The following is a 26,536-nucleotide window of genomic DNA, read 5'->3' as shown; positions in this document are numbered from 1 at the left end:
TGAACAGGGAGATGTTTTGATGAAGCCGCTTTACCTCGCCTCCGGATCGCCGCGTCGCCGAGAATTGCTCACGCAGATCGGCGTTCCATTCTCCGCCATCAGCGCGGACATCGACGAAACCCCGCTACCCGAAGAATCGCCTTCGGCTTATGTCGAGCGCCTGGCTCGCGGCAAGGCCGAGGCCGGGCAGTGCACGGTCGTTTCCGACGCAGCGTTCTGCGTCCTGGGCGCCGACACCGCAGTGGTGCTCGACGGCAAAATTCTTGGCAAACCGGTGGACGAAGCCGATGCATGCGCCATGCTGATGATGTTGTCTGGCAAGGAGCATGAAGTGCTGACTGCGATCGCCGTGCGCGAAGGCGAGCGCTGCGAGTCGCGGGTGGTGCGCAGTCTGGTGCGGTTTCGGCCGATCGGTCGCGACGAAGCCGCCGCCTATTGGGCCAGCGGCGAGCCCCGGGACAAGGCCGGTGGCTATGGCATTCAGGGGCTTGGCGCGGTGTTTGTCGCCGGCCTCAACGGGAGCTATTCGGCGGTGGTCGGCCTGCCCGTTTGCGAAACCGCAGAACTGTTGGACCATTTCGGCATACCCTGTTGGCAAAACCTGAATGCGCAATAAGCGTCGTACACAAAAGATGCAGCCATTATCGTGAACATGCCTGAACGAGATCCTGCCATGAGTGAAGAGATTCTGATCAACATCACGCCGATGGAGTCGCGCGTGGCGGTGGTCGAAAACGGTGTGCTGCAAGAAGTGCATGTCGAGCGCACGCAAAAACGCGGGATCGTCGGCAACATCTATAAAGGCAAGATTGTCCGCGTACTCCCGGGCATGCAGGCAGCGTTCGTCGACATTGGACTGGACCGTGCCGCGTTCATTCACGCGGCGGAAATCTCCCTGCGCGAAGGGCCAGCGGTGGAGAGCATCAGTTCGCTGGTGCACGAAGGCCAGAGTCTGGTGGTGCAAGTCACCAAGGATCCGATCGGTTCCAAGGGCGCGCGCCTGACCACGCAGTTGTCGATTCCTTCGCGCTATCTGGTCTACATGCCGCGCACCGCCCACGTTGGCATTTCCCTGAAAATCGAAGACGAAGCCGAGCGCGAGCGCCTCAAGCAGGTGGTCAGCGATTGTGTGGCCAAGGAAGGGATCAAGGAGGCGGGCGGGTTTATTCTGCGCACGGCCGCCGAAGGTGCCGGTGCCGACGAGATCCTCATGGACATCCGTTACCTGCGCCGTCTGTGGGATCAGATCAACGAGCAGATCAAAACCATCGCTGCACCGAGCGTGATCTACGAAGACCTTGGCCTGGCGTTGCGCACCCTGCGTGATCTGGTCAATCCGAAGATCGAGAAGATCCGCATTGATTCGCGGGAAACCTTCCAGAAAACCACGCAGTTCGTCGCCGAACTGATGCCGGAAATCGCCGATCGTCTGGAACACTACCCGGGCGAGCGACCGATTTTCGATCTGTATGGCGTCGAAGACGAAATCCAGAAAGCCCTTGAGCGCAAGGTGCCGTTGAAGTCCGGTGGTTATCTGGTGGTCGATCCGGCGGAAGCCATGACCACGATTGATGTGAACACCGGGGCGTTCGTCGGCCATCGCAATCTGGAAGAAACCATCTTCAAGACCAATCTCGAAGCGGCCACGGCGATTGCCCGGCAGATGCGCCTGCGCAATCTGGGCGGGATCATCATCATCGACTTCATCGACATGGAAGACGAAGAGCATCAGCGCCAGGTGCTGCGCACCCTGGAAAAACAGCTGGAGCGCGATCACGCCAAGACCAACATCATCGGCATCACCGAGCTGGGCCTGGTGCAGATGACTCGCAAGCGTACGCGTGAAAGTCTTGAGCAGGTATTGTGCGAACCGTGCAGCAGTTGTCAGGGGCGCGGCAAACTGAAGACGGCGGAAACCATCTGTTATGAGATCTTCCGCGAGATTCTTCGCGAGGCCCGCGCCTATCAGGCCGAGGGTTATCGAGTGCTGGCGAACCAGAAAGTGGTCGATCGCCTGCTCGACGAAGAATCCGGTAACGTCGCCGAGCTTGAAGGGTTCATCGGTCGCACCATACGCTTTCAGGTGGAAACCATGTATTCCCAGGAACAATACGACGTGGTGCTGCTCTGATCACCTGCGTCACATTCAATCCACCGCGGCTGGCCTCAGCTTTTCGCAGTATTTTCGCCATGGGAGCCAACTGACATGGAGCGTCTGACACGCATTCTGGCCGCGCTCACCCGTTGGGGATTGGGCCTGTGCGCGTTGGTTCTGGTGTTGATGGCGTTGTACGTCAGTCTTGGCCGTGAGCTGACCCCGCTGGTGGCCGAGTATCGCGCCGACATCGAAGACAAGGCCAGTGCGGCTTTGGGCATGCCGCTGCAGATCGGTGAGCTGGAAGGCAACTGGAGCGGGTTTGCGCCGATCCTGCTCGCCCACGACGTCATGGTTGGCGACGGTGCCAATGCTCTGCGCCTGGATCGGGTGCGTGCCGTACCGGATCTGTGGGCCAGCCTGTTGACCCGCGAAGTGCGCATCGCTCATCTGGAACTCAACGGTCTGAAGATCAGCCTCAAGGAAGCGGCGGACGGCAGTTGGGCTCTGGAAGGTCTGCCGGTGCAGAACGATCAGCCGCTCGATCCGCAGCAACTGTTCAACCGCTCGCAAATGATCCAGCAACTGTCGGTGCTCGACAGTCAGGTGACCTTGCAGCCGCATGATCACGCGCCAATGACGCTGACCTATGTCGGCCTCAACCTGAAAACCGGCGCCAGTCGGCAACGCCTCGATGCGCGTTTGACCCTGCCGGATGGCCAGCCCGTTGCGCTGAGCCTGCGTACGCGGATTCGCCCTGATCAATGGCAGGACAGTGTGGTGGACGGCTATGCCAGCCTGCCGCAAAGCGACTGGGCGAAGTGGTTGCCCGAGCGCTTGACCCGGCAATGGCATTTCTCCGAGCTCAAGGCCGGTGGCGAGCTCTGGTTCAACTGGGCCGAGGGCGCCCTGCAAAGTGCCTCGCTGCGCCTGAACGCGCCGCAACTGACCGGTGCCTATGCCGAGCGCAAACCGATTCAGATACACAATCTGGCGCTCAACGCTTACTACCGTAACAGCGCCGAGGGTGCGACGGTCACCCTCGATTCACTGGCGATGAGCATTGGCGAAACCCGCTGGGAATCGCGCGTGCAGCTGCAACAGACCCGTGCGAGTGACAAGGTTGAAGAGCTTTGGCATCTGCAGGCCGATCGTCTCGACCTGACCCCGATCACCCCATTGCTCAACGCCCTGGGGCCATTGCCGCAAGGTTTCGCCACCGTGGTCGATCACCTCAACGTCACCGGCGGCCTGCGTAATGTGTTGCTGGATTTCCGACCCAACGCCACTGATGGCAGCAAGTTCAGCTTCGCGGCCAATCTCGATAGCGTCGGTTTCGATGCCTATCACGGTGCGCCGGCCGCCCGTAATGTCAGTGGCAGTCTCAGCGGTAACCTCGACGGTGGCGAGTTGCGCATGGACAGTAAGGATTTCGTCCTGCACCTTGATCCGATCTTCGCCAAGCCCTGGCAGTATCTGCAGGCCAATGCGCGGCTGACCTGGAAACTCGATAAAGACGGTTTCACCCTGATCGCACCGTACCTGAAGGTGCTCGGCGAAGAGGGCAAGATTGCCGGCGACTTCCTGATTCGCCTGCACTTCGACCATAGCCAGGAAGACTACATGGACCTGCGGGTCGGGCTGGTCGAGGGCGATGGTCGCTACACTGCCAAGTATCTGCCCAAGGTCTTGAGCCCGGCGCTGGATGAATGGCTGCGCACCGCCATTCTCAAAGGCGCAGTGGATCAGGGCTTCTTCCAGTATCAAGGCTCGCTGAACAAGGACGCGGGCGATGCGGATCGCAGTATCAGCCTGTTCTTCAAGGTGCATGACGCCGAACTGGCCTTCCAGCCGGGCTGGCCTCACGTCAGCAACGTCAGTGGCGACGTGTTCATCGAAGACAGCGGTGTGCGCATCTGGGCCGACAAGGGCCAGTTGCTCGATACTCAGGTCAGTGATGTGTTCGTCAATATTCCCCATGTGCCTGCCGGCCAACATACCCATCTGTTTCTCGACGGGGCTTTTGCCGGTGGCCTGGGCGATGGCTTGAAGATTCTTCAAGAGGCGCCGATCGGTACGGGCGAAACCTTCGCCGGCTGGGAAGGCGCCGGCGATCTGCAGGGCAAGCTCAAGCTGGACGTGCCGCTGGACAAGGGCGGCGATCAGCCGAAGATTCTGGTCGACTTCAAGACCGCCAATGCACGGTTGCAGCTGGCAGAGCCGAAGCTGGAACTGACGCAGCTCAAAGGTGACTTCCGTTTCGACAGCGGCAAAGGCCTCAGCGGGCAGAACATCGCGGCGCGCGCGTTCGACAAGCCTGTCACGGCGCAGATTTTTGCCGACGGCAGCGCCAAAAAACTCAAGACCCGGGTGGCCGCGTCGGGGCAGGTCGAAGTCAAGAAACTCACCGACTGGCTGGGCGTGACGCAACCGCTGCCGGTGTCCGGGACGATCCCGTACCAGTTGCAATTGAATCTGGACGGTGCCGACAGTCAGTTGTTGGTCAGCTCCAGCATGAAGGGCGTGGCGGTGGATCTGCCGGCACCGTTCGGCATGGCGGCGGATGTCGGACGCAGCACGGTGTTCCGTATGACCCTGCAAGGGCAGGAGCGACGTTATTGGGTCAACTACGATCAACTGGCCAATTTTACCTTCGCGGCACCACCAGGCAGTTTTGCCGACGGACGTGGCGAACTGTTCCTCGGTGCCGGCGAAGCCGTGCTGCCGGGCGCCAAAGGCTTGCGCATTCGCGGTGTGCTGTCGGAGCTGGACGTGGCGCCGTGGCAGGATCTGGTCAACAAATACGCCGGTCAGGACCCGGGTGGCAGTGCCAAGCAACTGTTGAACAGTGCCGATTTCAAGATCGGCAAGCTCACGGCGTTCGGCACCACACTTGACCAGGCCTCGGTCCAGGTGAACCGCAAGCCGAGTACGTGGAACCTGGCACTGGACAGCCAGCAGGCCAAAGGCTGGGCGAGCTTGCCGGATGCCAAGAGCACGCCGATTACGGTGAATCTGCAATACGTCCGCTTGCCGGCACCAGACCCGTCGGTCCAGGCCGATGAGAACTCGCCCGATCCATTGGTCTCGGTCGACCCGACGAAAATCCCCGCGCTGGATATCACCATCAATCAATTGTTTCTCGGCCAGGATCTGGTTGGCGGCTGGTCGCTCAAGGTGCGACCGACCGCCAAAGGCATCGCCCTGAACAGCCTCGATATGGGCCTCAAAGGCATCCTGTTGCAGGGGAACGGTGGCTGGGAAGGTGCGCCGGGGGCGACCAACAGTTGGTTCAAGGGGCGGATCGCTGGCAAGAACCTGGCCGATGTCCTCAAAGGCTGGGGCTTTGCCCCGAGTGTGACCAGCGAGGAATTCCGCATGGACGTCGACGGCCGCTGGCCGGGCTCGCCGGCGTGGCTGGCGACCAAACGTTTCTCGGGCACCCTCGATGCATCGTTGAACAAGGGCCAGTTTGTCGAAGTGGAGGGCGGGGCCCAGGCATTGCGGGTGTTTGGCCTGCTTAACTTCAACTCCATCGGCCGCCGCTTGCGTCTGGACTTCTCCGACCTGTTCGGCAAAGGCCTGAGCTATGACCGGGTCAAAGGCCTGTTGGTGGCGAACAACGGCGTTTACGTGACCCGCGAGCCGATCCGCCTGACCGGGCCGTCGAGCAACATCGAACTGGACGGGACGCTGGATCTGGTCGGCGAACAGGTCGATGCCAAGTTGCTGGTGACCTTGCCGGTGACCAACAACCTGCCGATTGCCGCGCTGATCGTGGGCGCACCGGCTGTTGGTGGTGCCTTATTCCTGATCGACAAACTGATCGGCGACCGTGTGGCGCGCTTTGCCAGTGTGAAATACACCGTCAAGGGCCCGTGGAAAGAGCCGAAAATCACATTCGACAAGCCTTTTTGAACCGCCGCTAGTAGCATGGCCGAAGCCCCCTGCGCCAGCTTCTGCAGGGTTTGTGTTGATTTGCGGATAAGGAACGGCCATGTCTTTAGCGGTGATTCAAATGGTCAGCCAGAGCGATGTGCTGGCCAATCTGGCCCAGGCCCGACGCCTGCTCGAGCAGGCTGCGGCCGGCGGTGCGAAGCTGGCGGTGTTGCCGGAAAACTTCGCTGCCATGGGCCGTCGCGACATCGCTGACATTGGCCGCGCCGAAGCACTGGGCGAAGGCCCGATCCTGCCGTGGTTGAAACAGACCGCCCGCGACCTCAAGTTATGGATAGTGGCTGGCACGTTGCCGTTGCCGCCGCTGGATCAACCGACGGCCAAGGCCAATGCCTGTTCGCTGCTGATCAACGATCAGGGCGACACCGTGGCCCGCTATGACAAGTTGCACTTGTTCGATGTCGATGTGGCGGATAATCGGGGCCGTTACCGCGAATCCGATGACTATGCTTATGGCAGCGGCGTGGTGGTCGCGGACACCCCGGTCGGCCGAGTCGGCCTGACGGTGTGTTACGACCTGCGCTTTCCTGAGCTGTACAGCGAGTTGCGTGCTGCCGGTGCCGAATTGATTACGGCGCCGTCGGCCTTCACCGCGGTGACCGGCGCGGCGCATTGGGACGTGCTGATTCGCGCACGGGCCATCGAGACTCAGTGCTACATATTGGCGGCAGCACAGGGCGGGACCCATCCGGGACCGCGAGAAACTTTCGGGCATGCGGCGATCATCGACCCATGGGGTCGTGTGCTGGCGCATCAGGATCAAGGCGAAGCGGTGTTGTTGGCCGAACGCGATATCGACGAACAAGCGTCCATCCGGGCGCGCATGCCGGTGGTGAGCCATCGGCGGTTTTTCTCGCAGGGCGCACAGCGACCTGCTTCAGAACACGAATTTAAGGCGTAAACCTATGAGCGAGTTGTTGTCCTCAGTCAGTGATCACTTGTTGGCCCCGGGCGGTGTGACCCTCGAGAGCCTGCAAGGCGTGCTCGGCGATCTGGCCGGTCCGGGCATCGATGCGGCCGACCTGTATTTCCAGGGGCAGATCTCCGAGTCCTGGGCGCTGGAAGACGGCATCGTCAAGGAAGGCAGCTTCAACCTCGACCAGGGTGTCGGTGTGCGTGCGCAATCCGGCGAAAAGACCGGTTTTGCCTACAGCAACGCAATTACCCTCGAAGCCCTCGGTGCTGCGGCCCGTGCCGCGCGTTCGATTTCCCGTGCCGGGCAGAACGGCAAAGTGCAGGCGTTTACCACGCAGGACGTTGCCCAGTTGTACGCGCCGGATAACCCGCTGGAAGTGCTGAGCCGTGCGGAGAAGGTCGAACTGCTCAAGCGCATCGACGTCGCCACCCGCGCCCTCGATCCACGGATTCAGCAGGTCAGTGTGAGCATGGCCGGGGTCTGGGAACGGATTCTGGTGGCGTCCACCGATGGCGGTCTGGCGGCCGATGTGCGGCCGCTGGTGCGTTTCAATGTCAGTGTGATCGTTGAACAGAATGGCCGTCGCGAGCGCGGCGGGCACGGCGGTGGCGGGCGTACCGATTACCGGTATTTCCTCGCCGAAGACCGCGCCATGGGCTATGCCCGTGAGGCGTTGCGTCAGGCCCTGGTGAACCTGGAAGCGATTCCGGCACCGGCCGGCACTTTGCCGGTGGTGTTAGGTTCGGGCTGGTCCGGTGTGCTGCTGCACGAAGCAGTCGGCCACGGTCTGGAAGGCGACTTCAACCGCAAGGGCAGCTCTGCCTACAGCGGGCGCATGGGCGAAATGGTTGCATCCAAACTCTGCACCATCGTTGATGACGGCACGTTGGCCGGTCGTCGCGGTTCGCTGAGCGTCGACGACGAAGGTACGCCGACCGAGTGCACCACGCTGATCGAAAACGGTGTGCTCAAGGGCTACATGCAGGACAAGCTCAACGCGCGGCTGATGGGGGTGGCCCGTACTGGCAACGGTCGTCGCGAATCCTATGCGCATCTGCCGATGCCACGGATGACCAACACCTACATGCTTGGCGGGGAAAGCGATCCGGCGGAAATCATCGCTTCGGTGAAGAGAGGCATCTACTGCGCCAACCTTGGCGGCGGTCAAGTCGATATCACCAGCGGCAAGTTCGTGTTCTCTACCAGCGAGGCGTACCTGATCGAAGACGGCAAGATCACCGCGCCGGTCAAAGGCGCGACGTTGATCGGCAACGGCCCCGAGGCGATGAGCCGGGTGTCGATGGTCGGTAACGATCTGGCGCTGGACAGCGGTGTGGGGACGTGTGGCAAGGACGGACAGTCGGTGCCGGTGGGTGTCGGTCAGCCGACGCTGAAGATCGATGCGATTACCGTGGGTGGCACGGGCGCATAAGACGAGGCGGAGCTTCGGGTGGCACGCAGGGCGGCCACCCGATGACGAATATCAACGCAGGCCGCGTTGCGTATCGTCCAGCTCGCGGATGTACTTGAAGATTTTACGGCTGGAAGCAGGCGGTTTGTTTTGCGCAACCTCGTGCTGGGCCTGACGGATCAGGGAACGCAATTGCTGGCGATCGGCGTCAGGGTACTCGACGACGAATTTCTCCAGTACGGCATCGTCACCGGCGATCAGGCGGTCACGCCAGCGTTCGAGATTGTGGAAACGCTCGTTGTACTGACGGGTAGAGGCATCGAGTTGATCGAGCAGGGTCAGAATGGCGTCAGTGTCCTGATCGCGCATCAGTTTGCCGATGAACTGCAGGTGCCGTTTACGCGCGATATTCGCGGTGTGCTTGGGCGCATCGGCCAGTGCTCGACGCAAGGCGTCGGTCAACGGCAGTTTTGCCTGCAAGTCGGGCTTGAGTGTTGTAAGGCGCTCGCCCAGGTCAACCAGAGCATGCAGCTCGCGTTTGACCTGAGATTTGCTTTTTTCTCCCGTATCGAGGGAGTCGTCGTAAGAATCAACCATGGTGGCAGTCCGCAAAGAAACGCCGCCATGATAACCAGTCGGGGGCCGCTTGTCCGGCCCGGTCGCTCGATGACCCCAGCCGAAAGCAGAATTTGAGTGGAGATGAGCATGAGTGCAGTTGAAAGCGTCGGCCCGCAGGCATTGCCGGCACTGCAGGAACAGGTCGAGCAGATCATCGCCGAGGCCAAGCGTCAGGGCGCCAGCGCCTGTGAAGTCGCGGTGTCGCTGGAGCAAGGCTTGTCGACGTCGGTGCGTCAGCGTGAAGTCGAAACGGTCGAATTCAACCGCGATCAGGGCTTTGGCATCACCCTGTACGTCGGCCAGCGCAAAGGCTCGGCCAGTACGTCGGCGACCGGACCGGACGCGATTCGCGAAACCGTCGCCGCCGCATTGGCGATTGCCAGACACACCTCGGAAGACGAAGCCTCGGGCCTGGCCGATGCGGCACTGATGGCCAAGGATCTGCAGGATTTCGACCTGTTCCACGAATGGGACATCACCCCGGAGCAGGCGATCGAGAAGGCCCTGCTCTGTGAAGCCGCGGCGTTCGATGCCGATGCGCGGATCAAGAATGCTGACGGCACCACCCTCAGCACCCATCAGGGCTGCCGGGTTTACGGCAACAGCCACGGTTTCATCGGTGGCTACGCCTCGACGCGGCATAGCCTGAGTTGCGTCATGATCGCCGAGGCCGATGGCCAGATGCAGCGCGATTATTGGTACGACGTGAACCGTCAGGGCAGTTTGCTGGCGGATCCGGTGAGTATCGGCCAGCGTGCCGCGCAACGGGCGGCGAGCCGCCTGGGCGCGCGTCCGGTGCCGACCTGCGAGGTGCCAGTGCTGTTTTCTGCAGAACTGGCGGGTGGTTTGTTCGGCAGTTTCCTGTCGGCGGTGTCCGGCGGCAGTCTGTACCGCAAATCGTCGTTCCTTGAAGGCACGCTGGGGCAGAAGCTGTTCCCGGAATGGCTGACCATCGACGAGCGTCCGCACTTGATGCGTGCGATGGGCAGCGCCTCGTACGACGGTGATGGTCTGGCAACGTATGCCAAACCGTTCGTCGAAAAGGGTGAGTTGGTCTCGTACATCCTTGGCACGTACTCCGGGCGCAAGCTGGGCATGCCGAGCACCGCCAACGCCGGCGGTGTGCACAACCTGTTCGTCACCCATGGTGAAGAAGACCAGGCGGCGCTGCTGCGGCGCATGGGCCGTGGGCTGTTGGTCACCGAATTGATGGGCCACGGCTTGAATATGGTCACCGGCGACTATTCGCGCGGGGCAGCGGGTTTCTGGGTCGAGAACGGCGAAATCCAGTTCGCGGTGCAGGAAGTGACCATCGCCGGCAACATGCGCGACATGTTCAAGCAGATTGTCGCGGTCGGTAATGATCTGGAGCTGCGCAGCAATATCCGCACCGGTTCGGTGTTGATTGAGCGCATGACGGTGGCAGGCAGCTAAGCTCGGCCCGTCACACACAAAAAGGCGCGCCATCCCTCTGGGTGGCGCGCCTTTTTTTGTAGCGCACAAATCCCGCTCCCACCATTTGATGCACAACCCATGCTTGTTTTGGTTCTCATTATCATTTAATAATAAATCTCATCTTAGAATGAGTCCCGGATCATGAGTTCTGCCCTGCACGAGCAGCCGTACCTCGAAAGCTGGCGCTGGATGAGTCGCCAGATCCGTTGCGCGATGGATTCCGACGAGCCGCGCCTGATCGAACACTACCTCGCCGAAGGCCGGTACCTGGCCTGTTGTACGGCAACTTCTCCGTGGACCATCGCTGAAACTTCCTTCCGTCTGCTGCTCGACACGGCCACCGACATCGCCTTGCCGTGGCATTGGCGCAGCCTGTGTCTCGATCAAGCCTGGCGCCCATTGCGGGACATGGAGCGCCTGTCGCTGTGCGTCTGCCGGCTCCAGCGCTGGCAACGCTACACCTGGCAGCTCGCGACCTGTGAGTTGCTTCCCTCGATTTCTCTCATTGACCGGGTACAAGGATTTTCAGATGACCAAGACACGTATTGAGCGTGACAGCATGGGCGAACTGCAGGTGCCGGTGGACGCTCTCTACGGCGCACAGACCCAGCGCGCCGTGGATAACTTCCCGATCAGCGGCAAGCCGATGCCGAGACAATTCATCCGCGCGCTGATTCTGGCGAAAGCTGCGGCCGCCCGCGCCAACGTTGAACTCAACCAGCTCAGCGCCGCCCAGGGCAAGGCCATCAGTGACGCCGCCCAAGGTTTGCTCGAAGGTGATTTCATGCAGCATTTTCCGGTGGATATCTTCCAGACCGGTTCTGGCACCAGTTCCAACATGAACGCCAACGAAGTGCTCGCGACCCTCGCCAGCCGTCTGCTCGACGAGCCGGTCAATCCCAATGATCACGTCAACTGCGGCCAGAGCAGCAATGACATCATCCCGACCACCATTCACGTCAGTGCCGCCCTGGCGTTGCACGAACAACTGCTGCCGGCGCTGCTGCACCTGGTGCAGGTGATCGAAAAGAAAGCCGCGCAAGTGCATCACCACGTCAAAACCGGGCGCACGCATTTGATGGACGCGATGCCCGTGCGCATGAGCCAGGTGTTGAACGGTTGGGCGCAGCAGCTCAAGGCCAACATCAGCCATCTGCAGGATTTGCTGCCGAGCCTGCAATGTCTGGCGCAGGGCGGCACGGCGGTGGGCACCGGGATCAACGCGCATCCCGAGTTTGCCGCCTGTTTCAGCCGTCAACTCAGCCAATTGACCCATGTGCAGTTCACGCCGGGTAAGGACCTGTTCGCGCTGATCGGCTCGCAAGACACCGCCGTCGCCGTCTCCGGCCAGCTCAAGGCCACCGCCGTGTCACTGATGAAAATCGCCAACGACCTGCGCTGGATGAACTCCGGCCCGCTCGCCGGCCTTGGCGAAATCGAGCTTGAAGGCCTGCAACCCGGCTCGTCGATCATGCCGGGCAAGGTCAATCCGGTGATTCCGGAAGCCACCGCCATGGTCGCCGCGCAAGTGATCGGCAACGACTCGGTGATCACCATCGCCGGGCAGTCGGGCAATTTCGAGCTGAATGTGATGCTGCCGATCATTGCCCAGAACCTGCTGAGCAGCATCGAACTGCTGGCCAATTCCAGCCGTCTGCTCGGTGACAAGGCCATCGCCAGCTTCAAGGTCAACGAGTCGCGGCTCAAGGAAGCGCTGGCGCGCAACCCGATTCTGGTCACCGCACTCAACCCGATCATCGGTTACCAGAAAGCTGCGGAAATCGCCAAGCAGGCCTACAAGCAGGGGCGCCCGGTGATCGACGTCGCGCTGGAACACACCAACCTGTCGCGCAGCCAACTGGAAGAGTTGCTCAATCCCGAGAAACTCACCGCCGGCGGCGTGTAAATCCCGTAACCGCTTTGGAGGTTCACCATGGAGCACTGGAAACGCACGATCGAACGGGCCAATCGCTGCTTCATGCTGGGCGAGCTGATCGATGCTCGTGAGGCTTATCTGCAAGCGCTGGCCCTGGCGCAAGTGTTGTTCGAGCGCTGGCCTGATGCCGATGAAGCGGTGGCGGCCTGCGTCATCTCCCACCACAACCTGGCGGATCTGCACCTGCGCCTGAATCAGCCGGAGGAAAGCGCCGAATATCTCTGCGCGATCCACCAACGGCTGTTGCAGACCATGCAGGACGAGCGCCTGCGCATGGCCCTGCGGGAAGCGGCACTGCGCCAGAGCAGCAAGACCTATGTCGAACTGCTGAATTTCATCAGCGAACACGGCGAGTACCCGCGTACCCAGCGTCTGCTGCATCCCGACACCGGCAATGCGCGCCGTGCGCCTGCCACCCATCACCATGGAGTTCATTGAAATGGCTTTTACCTTGCCTGCCTTGCCTTACGCCTACGATGCGCTGGAACCGCACATCGACGCGCAGACCATGGAGATTCATTACACCAAGCATCACCAGACCTACATCAACAACCTCAACGCAGCGATTGAAGGTACCGAGTTTGCCGAGTGGCCGGTCGAGAAACTGGTCGCCAGTGTTCAACAACTGCCGGAAAAACTCCGTGCGGCGGTCATCAATCAGGGCGGCGGACACGCCAACCATTCGCTGTTCTGGGAAGTCATGGCGCCCAACGGCGGCGGTAAGCCGGAAGGTGCGCTGGCCGAAGCCATCAATGAGCAACTGGGCGGCCTCGACAGTTTCAAAGAAGCGTTCACCAAGGCTGCGCTGACCCGCTTCGGCAGTGGCTGGGCCTGGCTCAGCGTCACGCCGGAGAAAAAACTGCTGGTGGAGAGCAGCGGCAACCAGGACAGCCCGTTGATGAACGGCAACACACCGATTCTCGGTCTGGACGTCTGGGAGCACGCCTATTACCTGCGCTACCAGAACCGTCGCCCGGAGTACATCAGCGCGTTCTACAACGTGATCAATTGGCCTGAAGTCGCTGCGCGCTATCGGGCCGCACTGGTGTAAGCCTTCTACAAAAACCATCCAGGGTTGACTATGGGCACTGAAACACTGGCGATCGGCAGTGGGCGTATGTTTCGTTACGCGGTGGGATCGCTATTGCTGCTGGCGGGCATGACCTTGCTGGTCGCCCACGGACTGCAATGGCTGGAGCTTGAACCGAGACTGTCGCGGGCCTTGCAGGGTGGAGCGCTCTGCGCCTTGGGCACCGCGCTCGGCGCGGTGCCGGTGCTGGTGATTCGCAACATGCCGCAGGCGCTTGGCGATACCTTGCTCGGCTTCGGTGCCGGGGTGATGCTGGCGGCGACGGCGTTTTCGCTGATCGTGCCAGGCATCGCCGCTGCAGAAGGTCTTGGCTTGACCCCGTGGGCTGCGAGCGGGCTGATCTGCTTCGGCATCATGCTCGGGGCGTTCGGCCTGTTTCTGGTCGATCGCAAGGTCTCGGGAGTTTCACCGGAAATGCTCGTTGGCACTGTCGAGCATCCAGTGATTGCGCCACGGATCTGGCTGTTCGTGTTCGCCATCATTGCCCATAACATCCCGGAAGGCATGGCGGTCGGCGTTTCCGCCGGCGGCGGCATGCCCGATGCCGACAGCCTGGCCATGGGCATTGCCCTGCAGGATGTGCCGGAAGGTCTGGTGATTGCGCTGGTACTGGCCGGGGCGGGAATGTCACGGGGCAAAGCGTTTCTGATCGGCGCGGCGTCAGGTCTGGTCGAGCCGGTGTTTGCACTGCTCTGTGCGTGGCTGGTCAGCCTGGCGGAGTTGTTATTGCCATTGGGGCTGGCACTGGCGGCGGGGGCGATGTTGCTGGTGGTGACTCACGAAGTAATCCCGGAGTCGCGACGCAATGGTCATGACAAGCTGGCCAGTCTTGGCTTGTTGGTCGGCTTCTGTTTGATGATGGTGATGGATACGGCGTTGGGTTGAAGAGATCAAAAGATCGCAGCCTCGGCAGCACCTACAGGGGGATATGTGCGCTGTGGGCTGCGATGGCCTTGGTGGCTTTCAACCACCTTCGTCGAAGTAGTTATTGATCAACGCCACCAGCGCATCCAGCGCTTCCTGTTCCTGATGGCCTTCGGTACTCAGATAGATTTTGGTGCCCTTGCCGGCAGCCAGCATCATCATCGCCATGATGCTTTTGCCATCGACCGTGGTCTCCGGTGTGCGACCCACTCTGATCGTGCAATCGGGATATTGGCCGGCCACGCCAACGAACTTGGCGGACGCGCGGGCATGCAAGCCCAGTTTATTGATGATTTCGATTTCCAGAGCAGGCATCGCGGTGTGAATCCTTTAAGTGAGGTCGCGGTGGCGAACCTGGACGTTCTTCAGGGTTTTCTGCAGGGCCTGACCCAGGCGTTCGGTCAGGTAGACGGAGCGGTGATGCCCGCCGGTGCAGCCAATGGCAATGGTGACGTAGGCGCGGTTACTCGCGGCGAAGCGCGGCAGCCACTTGTGCAGATAGCTGAAGATGTCCTGAAACATCTCCTCGACTTCCGGTTGCGCCGCCAGGTACTCGGCCACGGGTGCGTCCAGCCCGGACTGCGCGCGCAGCTCCGGTTTCCAGTAAGGATTGGGCAGGCAGCGGACGTCGAACACCAGGTCCGCATCCACCGGCATCCCGCGCTTGAAGCCGAATGACTCGACCAGAAAGGCCGTTCCCGGCTCCGGCTGGTTCAGCAGGCGCAACTTGATGGTGTCGCGCAACTGGTAGAGGTTGAGGTTGGTGGTGTTGATTTTCAGGTCGGCCAGATCGGCAATCGGGCCGAGGAGAGCGGTTTCATCACTGATCGCTTCGGCCAACGAACGATTGGCCGTGCTCAAAGGGTGGCGGCGACGGGTTTCCGAAAAACGCTTGAGCAGGGTTTCTTCGTCGGCATCCAGGTACAACACATCGCACTGGATGTGGCGGCTGCGGACTTCTTCAAGCAGCTCCGGAAAGCGCGACAGATGGCTGGGCAGGTTGCGCGCATCAATCGACACGGCCACCAGCGGTTGCGCCAGCTCGGTATGAATCAGCGCGCGTTCGGCCAGTTCCGGCAGCAGGCCGGCTGGCAGGTTGTCGATGCAGTAATAGCCGTTGTCCTCAAGGACATCCAGGGCGGTGCTTTTACCCGAGCCGGAGCGGCCGCTGACAATGATCAAGCGCATGATTAGTGACCGTTCTGCTCGCTCAGGACGACCTGATACAAGGCTTCGTTACTCGATGCGCTGCGCAGTTTTTCACGAACTTCCTTGCGATCGAGCATGCTGGCGATCTGGCGCAGTAATTCCAGGTGAGCATCGGTGGCAGCTTCCGGCACCAGCAGGACGAACAGCAGGTCAACCGGAGCGCCGTCGATGGCATCGAAATCGATGGGTGCATCAAGGTGCATCAATGCGCTGATTGGCGCTTCGCAACCCTTGAGGCGGCAATGAGGAATGGCGATGCCGTTACCAAAACCGGTGGAACCGAGTTTTTCACGGGCAATCAACGCCTCGAAGACATCTTGCATCTCCAGATCAGGCACTTCACGGGCGATCAGGTTGGCAATCTGTTCGAGGGCTTTCTTTTTACTGCCGCCCGGCACGTTCACGAGGGAACGGCCGGGGGTCAGGATACTTTCAAGTCGGATCATGGAGTAGGGGGGTTATCGACCGGTAGCGCCCTGGAGCAGGCTCTGGGTCTTTTCCTTATGCTTTTTGAGTTGGCGATCCAGCTTGTCGGTGAGTGAGTCGATCGCAGCATACATATCAGTATCTTCTGCGTTGGCGACCACTTCGCTGCCGGGAATATGCAAGGTGGCTTCGATTTTCTGCTTCAGCTTTTCGACGCACATCGTGACTTGCACGTTGGTGATCTTGTCGAAATGGCGCTCTAATCGTTGAAGTTTCTCATTGATGTAATCGCGCAGAGGTTCGGTCACTTCCAGTTGGTGTCCACTGATGTTGACTTGCATACAGCTTCTCCTTCGTTGCCAGTGCATAAAGCGGCAGGCTGGATAGCCTGCCACTGGAACGCTGTAACGTGGCTTACATCAACCGCTTGCGTTCGCTCGAAGGCGCGATCCCGAGGGATTCGCGGTACTTGGCGACGGTGCGGCGAGCCACCTGAATGCCTTGTGCCTCCAGTAAACCAGCGATCTTGCTGTCACTCAACGGCTTTTTCTGATTTTCCGCGGCAACCAGTTTTTTGATGATCGCGCGGATCGCCGTGGACGAGCATTCGCCGCCTTCGGAGGTGCTGACGTGGCTGGAGAAAAAGTATTTCAGTTCATAAATACCGCGCGGGGTATGCATGAATTTCTGCGTGGTCACCCGGGAAATCGTCGATTCGTGCATGCCTACCGCTTCAGCGATGTCATGCAGGACCAGCGGTTTCATGGCCTCGTCGCCGTACTCCAGAAAGCCGCGCTGATGCTCGACGATCTGCGTGGCAACTTTCATCAGGGTCTCGTTGCGGCTCTGCAGGCTCTTGATGAACCAGCGGGCTTCCTGCAACTGATTGCGCATGAAGGTGTTGTCGGCACTGGTGTCGGCGCGACGGACGAAACCGGCGTACTGCGCGTTGACCCGCAGGCGTGGCACTGATTCCTGGTTCAGTTCGACCAGCCAGCGCTCGTTGTCCTTGCGCACGATGACGTCCGGTACCACGTATTCGGCTTCGGTCGATTCGATCTGTGAACCGGGACGCGGATTGAGGCTTTGCACCAGTTCGATGACCTGGCGCAGCTCGTCTTCCTTGAGCTTCATGCGGCGCATCAACTGGCTGTAATCCCGGCTGCCGAGCAGGTCGATGTAATCGGTGACCAGGCGTTTGGCTTCCGCGAGCCACGGCGTCTTGGCGGGCAACTGGCGCAGTTGCAGCAGCAGGCATTCACCGAGGTTGCGCGCACCGATACCGGCCGGCTCGAATTGCTGGATGCGGTGCAGGACGGCTTCGATTTCGTCCAGTTCGATATCCAGCTCCGGGTCGAATGCCTCGAGAATCTCTTCAAGGGTCTCGTCCAGGTAGCCCTGGTTGTTGATGCAGTCGATCAGCGTCACGGCGATCAGGCGATCGGTGTCGGACATCGGGGCAAGATTGAGTTGCCACAACAAGTGGCTTTGCAGGCTCTCGCCGGCAGAAGTGCGGGTGGTGAAATCCCACTCGTCATCATCGCTGCTGGGCAGGCTGCTGGCGCTGGTCTGGTAGACGTCTTCCCACGCGGTGTCGACCGGCAGCTCGTTGGGGATGCGCTCGTTCCATTCGCCCTCCTCGAGGTTGTCCACCGTCGGGGCGGATTCCTGGTAGGAAGGTTCCTGGATTTCGGTATTGGGCTTGTGTTCGGCGTTGTCGGCCAGCGGGTCGGAGTTGTCGAAGTCGTCGCCTTCTTCCTGGCGTTCGAGCATCGGATTGGATTCCAGGGCCTCCTGGATTTCCTGTTGCAGATCCAGGGTCGACAATTGGAGCAGGCGGATGGCCTGTTGCAGCTGCGGTGTCATCGTCAGCTGCTGGCCCATTCTCAAGACTAGCGATGGTTTCATGGCAGGGGCTTAACACCTTATTCGCCGGCGCTATGCGCCATCCACTACAGGGCGCCGAAGCGCCAAACTTAAGCAAATTATATGCCTGAAACTGAAGTGTTTGCCTAGAGCGCTGTAACAATTAAAACGTATAAAAAACTGCTTCAACGATACAGCGCCCTCGCGAACCACCGGGACGTCGCGCTTACAGGCGGAACTCGTGACCCAGATACACTTCTTTGACCAGATCGTTGGCCAGAATGGTTTCTGCGTCGCCTTCGGCAATCAACTGGCCGTCGTTGACGATGTAAGCGGTTTCGCAGATGTCCAGCGTCTCGCGGACGTTGTGGTCGGTGATCAGTACGCCGATGCCCTTGGCCTTGAGATGGTGGATGATCTGCTTGATGTCGCCGACCGAGATCGGGTCGACACCGGCGAACGGTTCGTCGAGCAGGATGAACTTCGGTGCAGTCGCCAGGGCGCGGGCGATTTCCACCCGGCGGCGTTCACCACCGGACAGGCTCATGCCGAGGTTGTCGCGGATGTGGCTGATGTGGAATTCCTGCAGCAGGCTTTCCAGCTCCTTGCGACGGCCTGCCTTGTCGAGTTCCGGGCGGGTCTCGAGGATGGCCATGATGTTGTCGGCCACCGACAGTTTGCGGAAGATCGACGCTTCTTGCGGCAGATAGCCGATACCTGCCTTGGCACGACCGTGCATCGGCTGGTGGCTGACGTCCAGATCGTCGATCAGTACGCGGCCCTGATCGGCCTGCACCAGGCCGACGATCATGTAGAAGCACGTCGTCTTGCCGGCGCCGTTAGGGCCGAGCAGGCCGACGATCTGGCCGCTGTCGATCGACAGGCTGACGTCACGCACGACCTGGCGGCTTTTATAGGCCTTGGCCAGGTGCTGAGCTTTCAGAGTTGCCATTACTGGGTTTTCTCGTCGGTTTTCTTCTTCGGCTGGATCACCATGTCGATACGCGGACGCGATTCGGTGACCTTGCTGCCGGTCGCGCGACCGGCGCTGGCGAGTTTCTTCACGGTGTCGTAGACGATTTTCTCGCCCTGGGTGGTGTTGTTGTCCTTGTCGACAACCTTGGCCTTGTCGATCAGTACGACGCGATTCTGCGCGGCATGGTACTGGATCGTCACGCCCCAGCCCTGAACCGGCTTGGTGTCGCCAGCGGTCTGCAGTTGTTCGAAGTAGGCGAGGTTGCCCACCGAGGTCACCACGTCGATATCACCGCTCGGGGTACGAGTGATGGTCACGGTGTTACCGGTCACCTTCATCGAGCCCTGGGTGATGATCACGTCACCTTTATAGGTGGCGATGCCGTTCTTGTCGTCCAGTTGGGCGTCGTCGGCCTGGATGCGGATTGGTTGCTGCTGATCGTTCGGCAGAGCCCAGGCGCTCACGCTTCCCAGTGCTGCGCCCAGACTGAGCAAAATAGGGAGGGTTTTAACGAGCCTCATACTGTCCTCTTACGTTCGATAGCAGGTGTATCCTGCTTTCCTTCAGATACGCTTTCATGCCTACGCCAGTCGATACACCGCCAGCGCCGTCGATTCTAACGGGTTGCTCGGTCTGCGCATATTGGTCCTGTGGGAACACTGTCATGCGCGTGGAGGTGACCAGCAGATCGCGGTTCTTCTCATCGGTGCGCTTGATGCGCACAGAATCGATCAATTCGACCTGAGTACCGCCCGAATTCACTTCGCCGCGCTCGCTGGTCACGTGCCACGGAAATTCCGTGCCGCGGTACATGTTCAGGTCGGGCTTGGTGACCAGGGTGATGTCGGTGGCCTTTACGTGCTCGGCCTTGTCGGAGGTCATTTCGTACTGCACCTTGCCGTCCGGCAGGTATTGCAGGGTATGCGTGTTGGTCGCATACCAGTCGATCGGGTTCTCGATGGACGTGACCGCAGGCTTGTCGAGGAAGCGCCCCGGGCTGATGTTCCAGTAACCGACCGCTGCGAATAGCGCCGCGATGCAGCCGAACAGCAGGAAATTGCGAAATTTTTTGCTAAACATGGTTTGGCTCACAGGTACGCGGCGTTGGCCGCATCGAGGCGGCCCTGGGCGCGCAGGATCAATTCGCAGAATTCGCGGGCGGCACCTTCGCCACCACGTGCCCGGGTCACGCCATGAGCGTGTTCACGCACGAAGTCGGCGGCATTCGCCACGGCCATGCCGAGGCCGACGCGGCGAATCACCGGCAGGTCAGGCAGGTCGTCACCGAGGTAGGCCACCTGCTCATAGCTTAGGCCCAGTTCTTCAAGCAGGCCGTCGAGAACGACCAGTTTGTCTTCGCGGCCCTGAAACAGGTGGGGAATCCCCAGGTTTTTCGCCCGACGCTCGACCACCGGGGTCTTGCGACCGCTGATGATAGCGGTCTGCACGCCGGCGTTCATCAGCATTTTGATGCCTTGGCCGTCGAGGGTGTTGAAGGTCTTGAATTCGCTGCCGTCTTCAAGGAAGTACAGGCGACCGTCGGTGAGTACGCCGTCGACGTCGAAAACCGCCAGTTTGATCGCTTTGCCGCGTTGCAGCAGATCGTTACTCATTACATCACTCCTGCGCGCAGCAGATCGGAGAGGTTGAAGGCGCCCACCGGGCGATCCTCTTCATCAACAACGACCAGTGCGTTGATTCGGTGGTCTTCCATGATTTTCAGGGCCTCGGCAGCCAGCATCTCGGGGCGGGCCGTCTTGCCGTGCGCGGTCATGACCTGGTCGATGGTGGCGCTGCGGATGTCGATGCTGCGATCCAGGGTGCGACGCAGGTCACCGTCCGTGAAGATCCCGGCGAGTTTGCCGTCGGTTTCAAGAATGACGGTCATGCCCAGACCCTTGCGGGTCATTTCCATCAGCGCGTCCTTGAGCAGGGTGCCGCGTTGCACTTGCGGCAGCTCCTGACCGGCGTGCATGACGTTTTCCACTTTCAGCAACAGGCGGCGGCCAAGGGCGCCTCCCGGGTGCGAGAAAGCGAAGTCTTCAGCGGTGAAGCCACGCGCCTCCAGCAATGCCACGGCGAGGGCATCGCCCATGACCAGGGCGGCGGTGGTCGAGGACGTCGGCGCCAGGTTCAGCGGGCAGGCTTCGTGTTCGACGTGAACATTGAGGTTCACTTCGGCGGCTTTCGCCAGGGGGGAGGCCGGGTTGCCGGTCACGCTGATCAACTGGATGCCCAGTCGCTTGATCAGTGGCAGCAGGGTGACGATTTCGTTGGTCGAACCGGAGTTCGACAGGGCCAGAATCACGTCTTCGCGGGTGATCATGCCCATGTCGCCATGGCTGGCTTCGGCCGGGTGGACGAAAAATGCCGGGGTGCCGGTGCTGGCCAGGGTGGCGGCAATCTTGTTGCCGATGTGCCCGGACTTGCCCATGCCGACCACGACGACACGGCCCTTGCTGGCCAGAATCATCTCGCAAGCGCGTACGAAATCGGCGTCGATATGGGGCAACAAGCCTTGTATGGCTTCCACTTCGAGGCGAATGGTGCGTTGTGCCGATTGAATCAGGTCGCTGGTTTGGCTCATGTCAGAATCGTATAGCCCGATGAAAAGGCGGCGATTATAGCGGTTATGTGGCAAAGCCTCACGCAAGTTCGTCGTGCTTTGTCATTCCTCGTAACCAAAACCCGGAAAAAGCCCCTCAAAGCCTGTCATGTCGCTGAACACAGCCCGGTAGAGGCCTTGGGCGCTTGGGCTTTGCAGTGATATAGTTCGCCGCCAGTTCGGCCTGCCCTCGAGGTATGTGCTTTCCCAGGAAAGCCAGGCGTCCGAGTGAGAGGCTGCATCGCAAGGAGTTTAGATGAGTGCCGATAACGCTTACGCGGTCGAGCTGAAGGGAGTCTCCTTCAAGCGCGGTGCGCGCAGCATTTTCAATAACGTCGATATTCGCATCCCGCGCGGCAAGGTCACCGGCATCATGGGACCTTCCGGGTGTGGCAAGACCACGCTGCTGCGGTTGATGGGCGCACAGTTGCGTCCCGGCAGCGGCGAAGTCTGGGTCAACGGTCAGAACCTGCCGGCGCTGTCGCGCAGCGATCTGTTCGATGCGCGCAAGCACATGGGCGTGCTGTTTCAGAGCGGCGCGCTGTTTACCGATCTCGATGTCTTCGAGAACGTCGCGTTTCCCCTGCGCGTTCATACCGATCTGCCGGATGAAATGATCCGCGACATCGTTTTGCTCAAGTTGCAGGCGGTGGGTCTGCGCGGCGCCATCGATCTGATGCCCGACGAGTTGTCCGGAGGCATGAAGCGTCGTGTGGCGCTGGCCCGGGCCATTGCCCTCGACCCGCAGATCCTCATGTATGACGAACCGTTCGTCGGTCAGGACCCGATCGCCATGGGCGTGCTGGTGCGCCTGATCCGTCTGCTCAACGATGCCCTGGGGATCACCAGTATCGTGGTTTCCCACGACCTGGCCGAAACCGCCAGCATCGCCGACTACATCTATGTAGTGGGTGATGGTCAGGTGCTGGGGCAGGGCACGCCGGATGAATTGATGAACTCGGATGAACCGCGTATCCGCCAGTTCATGACCGGTAATCCCGATGGCCCGGTGCCGTACCATTTTCCAGCGACGGATTTCCGCGCAGATCTTCTGGGGAAGCGCTGATGCGCAGAATTTCATTAATAGAGCGCGTACGCCGGTTCGGCGAGTCGGCAATCGACGCCGTTGCGGTGTTCGGGCGTGCCACGCTGTTCCTGTTTCACGCCTTGCTCGGCCGTGGCGGCATCAGCGGCGGTTTCGGCCTGCTGGTCAAGCAGCTGCATTCGGTTGGCGTCATGTCGCTGGTGATCATCGTGGTCTCCGGGATTTTCATCGGCATGGTCCTGGCGCTGCAAGGCTTCAGCATTCTGTCGAGCTACGGTTCGGAGCAGGCCGTGGGGCAGATGGTTGCGTTGACCCTGCTGCGTGAACTGGGGCCGGTGGTGACCGCGCTGTTGTTCGCCGGGCGTGCCGGCTCGGCGCTGACCGCCGAAATCGGCAACATGAAATCCACCGAACAGCTTTCCAGCCTGGAAATGATCGGTGTCGACCCGCTCAAGTACATCATTGCCCCGCGGCTGTGGGCCGGTTTCATTTCCCTGCCGGTGCTGGCCATGATTTTCAGCGTGGTGGGTATCTGGGGTGGTTCGTGGGTAGCTGTCGACTGGCTGGGTGTGTATGAAGGCTCTTATTGGGCGAACATGCAGAACAGCGTGAACTTCACCAGCGATGTGCTCAACGGCGTCATCAAAAGTATCGTGTTCGCCTTCGTCGTGACCTGGATTGCCGTATTCCAAGGCTATGACTGTGAGCCCACTTCCGAGGGCATCAGTCGCGCCACCACCAAGACCGTGGTATTTGCCTCGCTGGCAGTGCTCGGCCTGGACTTTATTCTGACCGCTTTGATGTTTGGAGATTTCTGATGCAAAACCGCACCCTGGAAATCGGTGTCGGCCTGTTCCTGCTGGCAGGGATCCTGGCTTTGTTGCTGCTTGCTCTGCGGGTCAGTGGCCTGTCTCCGACTTCGACCACCGACACGTATAAACTTTATGCCTATTTCGACAATATCGCCGGTTTGACGGTCAGAGCCAAAGTGACCATGGCCGGCGTAACCATCGGCAAGGTCACGGCGATCGATCTGGATCGTGACAGCTTCACCGGTCGGGTCACGCTGCAAGTGGATAAAAAGGTCGACAACCTGCCGACTGACTCCACAGCGTCTATCCTGACCGCTGGTCTGCTGGGCGAGAAGTACATCGGTATCAGCGTAGGCGGGGAGGACACCCGTCTGAAGGATGGTGGAACCATCCACGACACGCAGTCGTCACTGGTACTGGAAGACCTGATCGGTAAATTCCTGCTCAATACCGTTAGCAAAGATGCCAAATGAGGAGCTTTTGAATGATCTCTACCTTGCGACGTGGCCTGTTGGTGTTGCTCGCGGCCTTGCCTCTGATGGCTAACGCTGCGCCCGGGCAATCCGCGCACGATCTGGTTCAGGACACTACTAACCGGATGCTTGCCGACCTGGCAGCGAACAAAGAGAAGTACAAGCAGGATCCGCAGGATTTCTACACGGCGTTGAATACCATCGTCGGTCCGGTGGTGGATGCCGAAGGCATTTCCAAAAGCATCATGACGGTCAAGTATTCGCGCAAGGCCACGCCCGCGCAGATGAAGACCTTCCAGGAAAACTTCAAGAGAGGCCTGTTCCAGTTCTACGGCAACGCTTTGCTGGAGTACAACAATCAGGGCATCACGGTTGATCCTGCCAAGGATGAGTCGGGCGATCGCACCAGCGTCGGCATGACCGTCAAGGGCAGCAATGGCGCGATCTATCCTGTGCAGTACACGCTCGAGAAGATCAGCGGCGAGTGGAAGCTGCGTAACGTGATCATCAATGGCATCAACATCGGCAAGCTGTTCCGTGACCAGTTCGCGGATGCGATGCAGCGCAATGGCAACGATCTGGACAAGACCATCAATGGTTGGGCCGGTGAAGTGGCCAAGGCCAAGGAAGCCACCGAAAAGAAACCAGCGCAATGAGTGAGGCGGCAGTTCGTATGAGTGATGTCGACGAGCTATTGCTCAGCGGAGTGCTGGATTATCGCACCGGGCCGGACTTGCGAAAGGAAGGCCAGGCGCTGATCAAATCCAGCAAGGCGTCGTCGCTGGTGATCGACTGCTCGGCGGTAAAGAAGTCCAGCAGCGTCGGCTTGTCGTTGCTGCTGTGCTTCATGCGTGATGCCCAGGCGGCCGGCAAGGCCGTCAGCATTCGCGCGATGCCCGAAGACATGCGTGAAATCGCTCAGGTCAGTGAATTGACCGAGTTGTTGGCGCACCCCTGAACCCGCATCAGTAAAATAGCCCCCCGTCAGAGTCCTGCCATGCGGGGTTCGCAGGCGCGGGGCTTTTTTGTATGATGTCCGACCCGTGCGCACAGGGCGCCGATTGAGGTTGAGCATGCAGGCCGTAGAAGTGAAGAGCTTCCTTGAAGGGAAGCTGCCAGGAACGCTGGTAGAAGTTGAAGGCGAAGGGTGCAACTTTCAGCTGAACGTGATTAGCGATGAACTGGCGGCGTTGAGCCCGGTCAAGCGTCAGCAAAGCATCTATGCCCATTTGAACCCATGGATCGCCGATGGCAGCATCCACGCGGTCACTATGAAATTTTTCAGCCGCGCGGCCTGGGCCGAGCGCACCTGAGCCCTAGGGCGTCGAGATTCTTATGGATAAATTGATTATTACCGGTGGCGCTCGTCTTGATGGCGAGATCCGCATTTCCGGGGCAAAGAACTCTGCCCTGCCGATCCTGGCCGCCACCCTGCTGTGCGATGGCCCGGTGACCGTTGGCAACCTGCCGCACCTGCACGACATCACCACCATGATCGAGTTGTTCGGTCGCATGGGCATCGAGCCGGTGATCGACGAGAAACTCAGCGTCGAAATCGACCCGCGCACCATCAAGACCCTGATCGCCCCGTACGAACTGGTGAAAACCATGCGTGCGTCGATCCTCGTGCTGGGCCCTATGGTTGCCCGTTTCGGTGAAGCCGAAGTCGCCCTGCCTGGCGGTTGCGCCATCGGTTCGCGTCCGGTCGACCTGCACATCCGTGGTCTCGAAGCCATGGGCGCGGTCATCGACGTCGAAGGCGGCTACATCAAGGCCAAGGCGCCGGAAGGCGGCCTGCGCGGTGCACACTTCTTCTTCGATACCGTCAGTGTGACCGGTACCGAAAACATCATGATGGCCGCTGCTCTGGCCAAGGGCCGCAGCGTGCTGCAGAACGCCGCTCGCGAGCCTGAAGTGGTTGACCTGGCGAACTTCCTCAACGCCATGGGCGCCAAGGTTTCCGGCGCCGGTACCGACACCATCACCATTGATGGCGTCGAGCGCCTGGGTTCGGCGTTCTACAAGGTCATGCCTGACCGTATCGAAACCGGCACCTACCTGGTGGCCGCTGCGGTCACCGGTGGCCGCGTCAAGGTCAAGGACACTGATCCGACCATTCTCGAAGCCGTTCTGGAAAAACTCCGTGAAGCCGGTGCAGAAATCACCTGCGGTGAAGACTGGATCGAGCTGAACATGCACGGCAAACGCCCGAAAGCGGTCAACGTGCGCACCGCGCCGTACCCGGCGTTCCCGACCGACATGCAGGCGCAGTTCATCTCGCTCAACGCCATTGCCGAAGGCACCGGTGCCGTGATCGAGACGATCTTCGAAAACCGTTTCATGCACGTGTACGAATTGCACCGCATGGGCGCCAAGATCCAGGTCGAAGGCAACACTGCCATCGTCACCGGTACCGAAATCCTCAAGGGTGCGCCAGTGATGGCGACCGACCTGCGGGCGTCGGCCAGTCTGGTGATCTCGGCACTGATGGCCGAAGGCGATACCCTGATCGATCGCATCTACCACATCGACCGTGGTTACGAGTGCATCGAAGAAAAACTGCAGATGCTGGGCGCCAAGATCCGTCGCGTTCCGGGCTGATGCTGCATCGGGACACAGGGACGTGTCCGCTGAGTTCGTTTTGAGTCGAGCCGGTTTCCGGCTCGATGTGTGTCCGGCGCCGATTGCGACCGGACATGAGTACCTTGATAAGGACTGACGT

At 60.3% G+C, this 26,536-nt stretch carries 29 protein-coding genes; 18 read left to right on the top strand and 11 right to left on the bottom strand.

What is annotated here, in order from left to right; all coding sequences use genetic code 11:
• Positions 1-19 precede the first annotated feature (19 nt).
• The 5 genes from PseuLF5_RS25295 (at position 20) to tldD (ending at position 8,400) form a co-directional block, all read left to right on the top strand.
• Positions 20-616: a Maf family protein gene (locus tag PseuLF5_RS25295; protein WP_123464641.1), complete on the top strand. Its 597-nt coding sequence runs from the start codon at positions 20-22 to the stop codon at positions 614-616.
• Between the two features lie 57 nt (positions 617-673).
• Positions 674-2,131 carry a ribonuclease G gene (gene rng / locus PseuLF5_RS25290; RefSeq protein ID WP_064119353.1) on the top strand — a complete coding sequence of 486 codons (1,458 nt, stop codon included), beginning with the start codon at positions 674-676 and terminating at the stop codon, positions 2,129-2,131.
• A gap of 75 nt (positions 2,132-2,206) precedes the next feature.
• Positions 2,207-6,013 carry a YhdP family protein gene (locus tag PseuLF5_RS25285; protein ID WP_340134933.1) on the top strand — a complete coding sequence of 1,269 codons (3,807 nt, stop codon included), beginning with the start codon at positions 2,207-2,209 and terminating at the stop codon, positions 6,011-6,013.
• Between the two features lie 79 nt (positions 6,014-6,092).
• Positions 6,093-6,953, top strand: coding sequence for a carbon-nitrogen hydrolase family protein (locus tag PseuLF5_RS25280; protein WP_340134932.1), 861 nt, complete (start codon positions 6,093-6,095; stop codon positions 6,951-6,953).
• A gap of 4 nt (positions 6,954-6,957) precedes the next feature.
• The gene (gene tldD / locus PseuLF5_RS25275; protein WP_123464647.1) at positions 6,958-8,400 is read left to right on the top strand and encodes a metalloprotease TldD; all 1,443 of its coding nucleotides are present in this window, start codon (positions 6,958-6,960) and stop codon (positions 8,398-8,400) included.
• Between the two features lie 51 nt (positions 8,401-8,451).
• Here the strand turns inward: tldD and yjgA are convergent, their stop codons facing one another.
• Positions 8,452-8,976 carry a ribosome biogenesis factor YjgA gene (gene yjgA, locus PseuLF5_RS25270; protein ID WP_025109468.1) on the bottom strand — a complete coding sequence of 175 codons (525 nt, stop codon included), beginning with the start codon at positions 8,974-8,976 and terminating at the stop codon, positions 8,452-8,454.
• Positions 8,977-9,084: 108 nt separating this feature from the next.
• Here yjgA and pmbA point away from each other — a divergent pair, with 108 nt between their 5' ends.
• From pmbA to PseuLF5_RS25240, 6 genes are all read left to right on the top strand, one after another.
• The gene (pmbA, locus tag PseuLF5_RS25265) at positions 9,085-10,431 is read left to right on the top strand and encodes a metalloprotease PmbA (protein WP_123464649.1); all 1,347 of its coding nucleotides are present in this window, start codon (positions 9,085-9,087) and stop codon (positions 10,429-10,431) included.
• 162 nt (positions 10,432-10,593) lie between these two features.
• Complete coding sequence (locus PseuLF5_RS25260; RefSeq protein WP_123464651.1) at positions 10,594-11,001, top strand: FagA protein; 408 nt, start codon at positions 10,594-10,596, stop codon at positions 10,999-11,001.
• Positions 10,982-12,358 carry a class II fumarate hydratase gene (locus tag PseuLF5_RS25255; protein WP_123464653.1) on the top strand — a complete coding sequence of 459 codons (1,377 nt, stop codon included), beginning with the start codon at positions 10,982-10,984 and terminating at the stop codon, positions 12,356-12,358. The genes PseuLF5_RS25260 and PseuLF5_RS25255 overlap by 20 nt, the downstream gene beginning before the upstream one ends.
• A 27-nt stretch (positions 12,359-12,385) precedes the next feature.
• Entirely contained in the window at positions 12,386-12,826 is a 441-nt protein-coding gene (locus PseuLF5_RS25250) for a hypothetical protein (protein ID WP_123464655.1), read from the top strand.
• 1 nt (position 12,827) lies between these two features.
• Positions 12,828-13,439 (top strand): superoxide dismutase, encoded by a 612-nt coding sequence (locus tag PseuLF5_RS25245; protein WP_128615213.1) that lies wholly within the window; start codon positions 12,828-12,830, stop codon positions 13,437-13,439.
• A gap of 30 nt (positions 13,440-13,469) precedes the next feature.
• On the top strand, positions 13,470-14,363 hold the full coding sequence (locus PseuLF5_RS25240; protein WP_340134931.1) for a ZIP family metal transporter: 894 nt from the start codon (positions 13,470-13,472) through the stop codon (positions 14,361-14,363).
• Positions 14,364-14,441: 78 nt separating this feature from the next.
• Here PseuLF5_RS25240 and PseuLF5_RS25235 read toward each other — a convergent pair whose 3' ends face one another.
• The 10 genes from PseuLF5_RS25235 to PseuLF5_RS25190 form a co-directional block, all read right to left on the bottom strand.
• The gene (locus tag PseuLF5_RS25235) at positions 14,442-14,717 is read right to left on the bottom strand and encodes an HPr family phosphocarrier protein (RefSeq protein ID WP_008085079.1); all 276 of its coding nucleotides are present in this window, start codon (positions 14,715-14,717) and stop codon (positions 14,442-14,444) included.
• 15 nt (positions 14,718-14,732) lie between these two features.
• Positions 14,733-15,590 carry an RNase adapter RapZ gene (rapZ, locus tag PseuLF5_RS25230; protein ID WP_123464661.1) on the bottom strand — a complete coding sequence of 286 codons (858 nt, stop codon included), beginning with the start codon at positions 15,588-15,590 and terminating at the stop codon, positions 14,733-14,735.
• A 2-nt stretch (positions 15,591-15,592) separates the two neighbouring features.
• The gene (ptsN, locus tag PseuLF5_RS25225) at positions 15,593-16,057 is read right to left on the bottom strand and encodes a PTS IIA-like nitrogen regulatory protein PtsN (RefSeq protein ID WP_123464663.1); all 465 of its coding nucleotides are present in this window, start codon (positions 16,055-16,057) and stop codon (positions 15,593-15,595) included.
• A 12-nt stretch (positions 16,058-16,069) separates the two neighbouring features.
• The gene (hpf, locus tag PseuLF5_RS25220; RefSeq protein WP_077571130.1) at positions 16,070-16,378 is read right to left on the bottom strand and encodes a ribosome hibernation-promoting factor, HPF/YfiA family; all 309 of its coding nucleotides are present in this window, start codon (positions 16,376-16,378) and stop codon (positions 16,070-16,072) included.
• A gap of 73 nt (positions 16,379-16,451) precedes the next feature.
• Positions 16,452-17,945, bottom strand: a complete 1,494-nt coding sequence (locus tag PseuLF5_RS25215) for an RNA polymerase factor sigma-54 (protein ID WP_128615211.1) — start codon at positions 17,943-17,945, stop codon at positions 16,452-16,454.
• A 184-nt stretch (positions 17,946-18,129) separates the two neighbouring features.
• Positions 18,130-18,855: an LPS export ABC transporter ATP-binding protein gene (gene lptB / locus PseuLF5_RS25210; protein WP_024011621.1), complete on the bottom strand. Its 726-nt coding sequence runs from the start codon at positions 18,853-18,855 to the stop codon at positions 18,130-18,132.
• Positions 18,855-19,400, bottom strand: coding sequence for a lipopolysaccharide transport periplasmic protein LptA (gene lptA, locus PseuLF5_RS25205; RefSeq protein ID WP_123464667.1), 546 nt, complete (start codon positions 19,398-19,400; stop codon positions 18,855-18,857). Before lptA ends, lptB begins: the two co-directional genes overlap by 1 nt.
• On the bottom strand, positions 19,387-19,959 hold the full coding sequence (gene lptC / locus PseuLF5_RS25200; protein WP_123464669.1) for an LPS export ABC transporter periplasmic protein LptC: 573 nt from the start codon (positions 19,957-19,959) through the stop codon (positions 19,387-19,389). Before lptC ends, lptA begins: the two co-directional genes overlap by 14 nt.
• Positions 19,960-19,967: 8 nt before the next feature.
• Positions 19,968-20,492 (bottom strand): KdsC family phosphatase, encoded by a 525-nt coding sequence (locus PseuLF5_RS25195; RefSeq protein ID WP_123464671.1) that lies wholly within the window; start codon positions 20,490-20,492, stop codon positions 19,968-19,970.
• A complete protein-coding gene (locus PseuLF5_RS25190; protein ID WP_123464673.1) occupies positions 20,492-21,466 on the bottom strand; it encodes a KpsF/GutQ family sugar-phosphate isomerase in 975 nt (324 codons plus the stop codon). Before PseuLF5_RS25190 ends, PseuLF5_RS25195 begins: the two co-directional genes overlap by 1 nt.
• A gap of 274 nt (positions 21,467-21,740) precedes the next feature.
• Between PseuLF5_RS25190 and PseuLF5_RS25185 the strand changes: the two genes are divergently transcribed.
• From PseuLF5_RS25185 to murA, 7 genes are all read left to right on the top strand, one after another.
• Positions 21,741-22,550 (top strand): ATP-binding cassette domain-containing protein, encoded by an 810-nt coding sequence (locus tag PseuLF5_RS25185; protein WP_123464675.1) that lies wholly within the window; start codon positions 21,741-21,743, stop codon positions 22,548-22,550.
• Positions 22,550-23,347, top strand: coding sequence for a lipid asymmetry maintenance ABC transporter permease subunit MlaE (gene mlaE, locus PseuLF5_RS25180; RefSeq protein WP_064119368.1), 798 nt, complete (start codon positions 22,550-22,552; stop codon positions 23,345-23,347). The genes PseuLF5_RS25185 and mlaE overlap by 1 nt, the downstream gene beginning before the upstream one ends.
• Positions 23,347-23,814 carry an outer membrane lipid asymmetry maintenance protein MlaD gene (mlaD, locus tag PseuLF5_RS25175; protein ID WP_007967220.1) on the top strand — a complete coding sequence of 156 codons (468 nt, stop codon included), beginning with the start codon at positions 23,347-23,349 and terminating at the stop codon, positions 23,812-23,814. The genes mlaE and mlaD overlap by 1 nt, the downstream gene beginning before the upstream one ends.
• A gap of 11 nt (positions 23,815-23,825) precedes the next feature.
• Entirely contained in the window at positions 23,826-24,470 is a 645-nt protein-coding gene (locus tag PseuLF5_RS25170; RefSeq protein ID WP_123464677.1) for an MlaC/ttg2D family ABC transporter substrate-binding protein, read from the top strand.
• Positions 24,467-24,772: an STAS domain-containing protein gene (locus tag PseuLF5_RS25165; protein ID WP_064387999.1), complete on the top strand. Its 306-nt coding sequence runs from the start codon at positions 24,467-24,469 to the stop codon at positions 24,770-24,772. Before PseuLF5_RS25170 ends, PseuLF5_RS25165 begins: the two co-directional genes overlap by 4 nt.
• Before the next feature lie 115 nt (positions 24,773-24,887).
• Positions 24,888-25,127: a BolA family protein gene (locus tag PseuLF5_RS25160; RefSeq protein ID WP_123464679.1), complete on the top strand. Its 240-nt coding sequence runs from the start codon at positions 24,888-24,890 to the stop codon at positions 25,125-25,127.
• A gap of 22 nt (positions 25,128-25,149) precedes the next feature.
• The gene (gene murA / locus PseuLF5_RS25155; RefSeq protein WP_042608749.1) at positions 25,150-26,415 is read left to right on the top strand and encodes a UDP-N-acetylglucosamine 1-carboxyvinyltransferase; all 1,266 of its coding nucleotides are present in this window, start codon (positions 25,150-25,152) and stop codon (positions 26,413-26,415) included.
• Positions 26,416-26,536: the final 121 nt, after the last annotated feature.

The organism is Pseudomonas sp. LF-5 (assembly GCF_037626295.1).
Classification (GTDB): domain Bacteria; phylum Pseudomonadota; class Gammaproteobacteria; order Pseudomonadales; family Pseudomonadaceae; genus Aquipseudomonas; species Aquipseudomonas monsensis.
The sequence above is the reverse complement of the archived record's forward strand: the minus strand, read 5'-3'. Positions and strand labels throughout refer to the sequence as shown.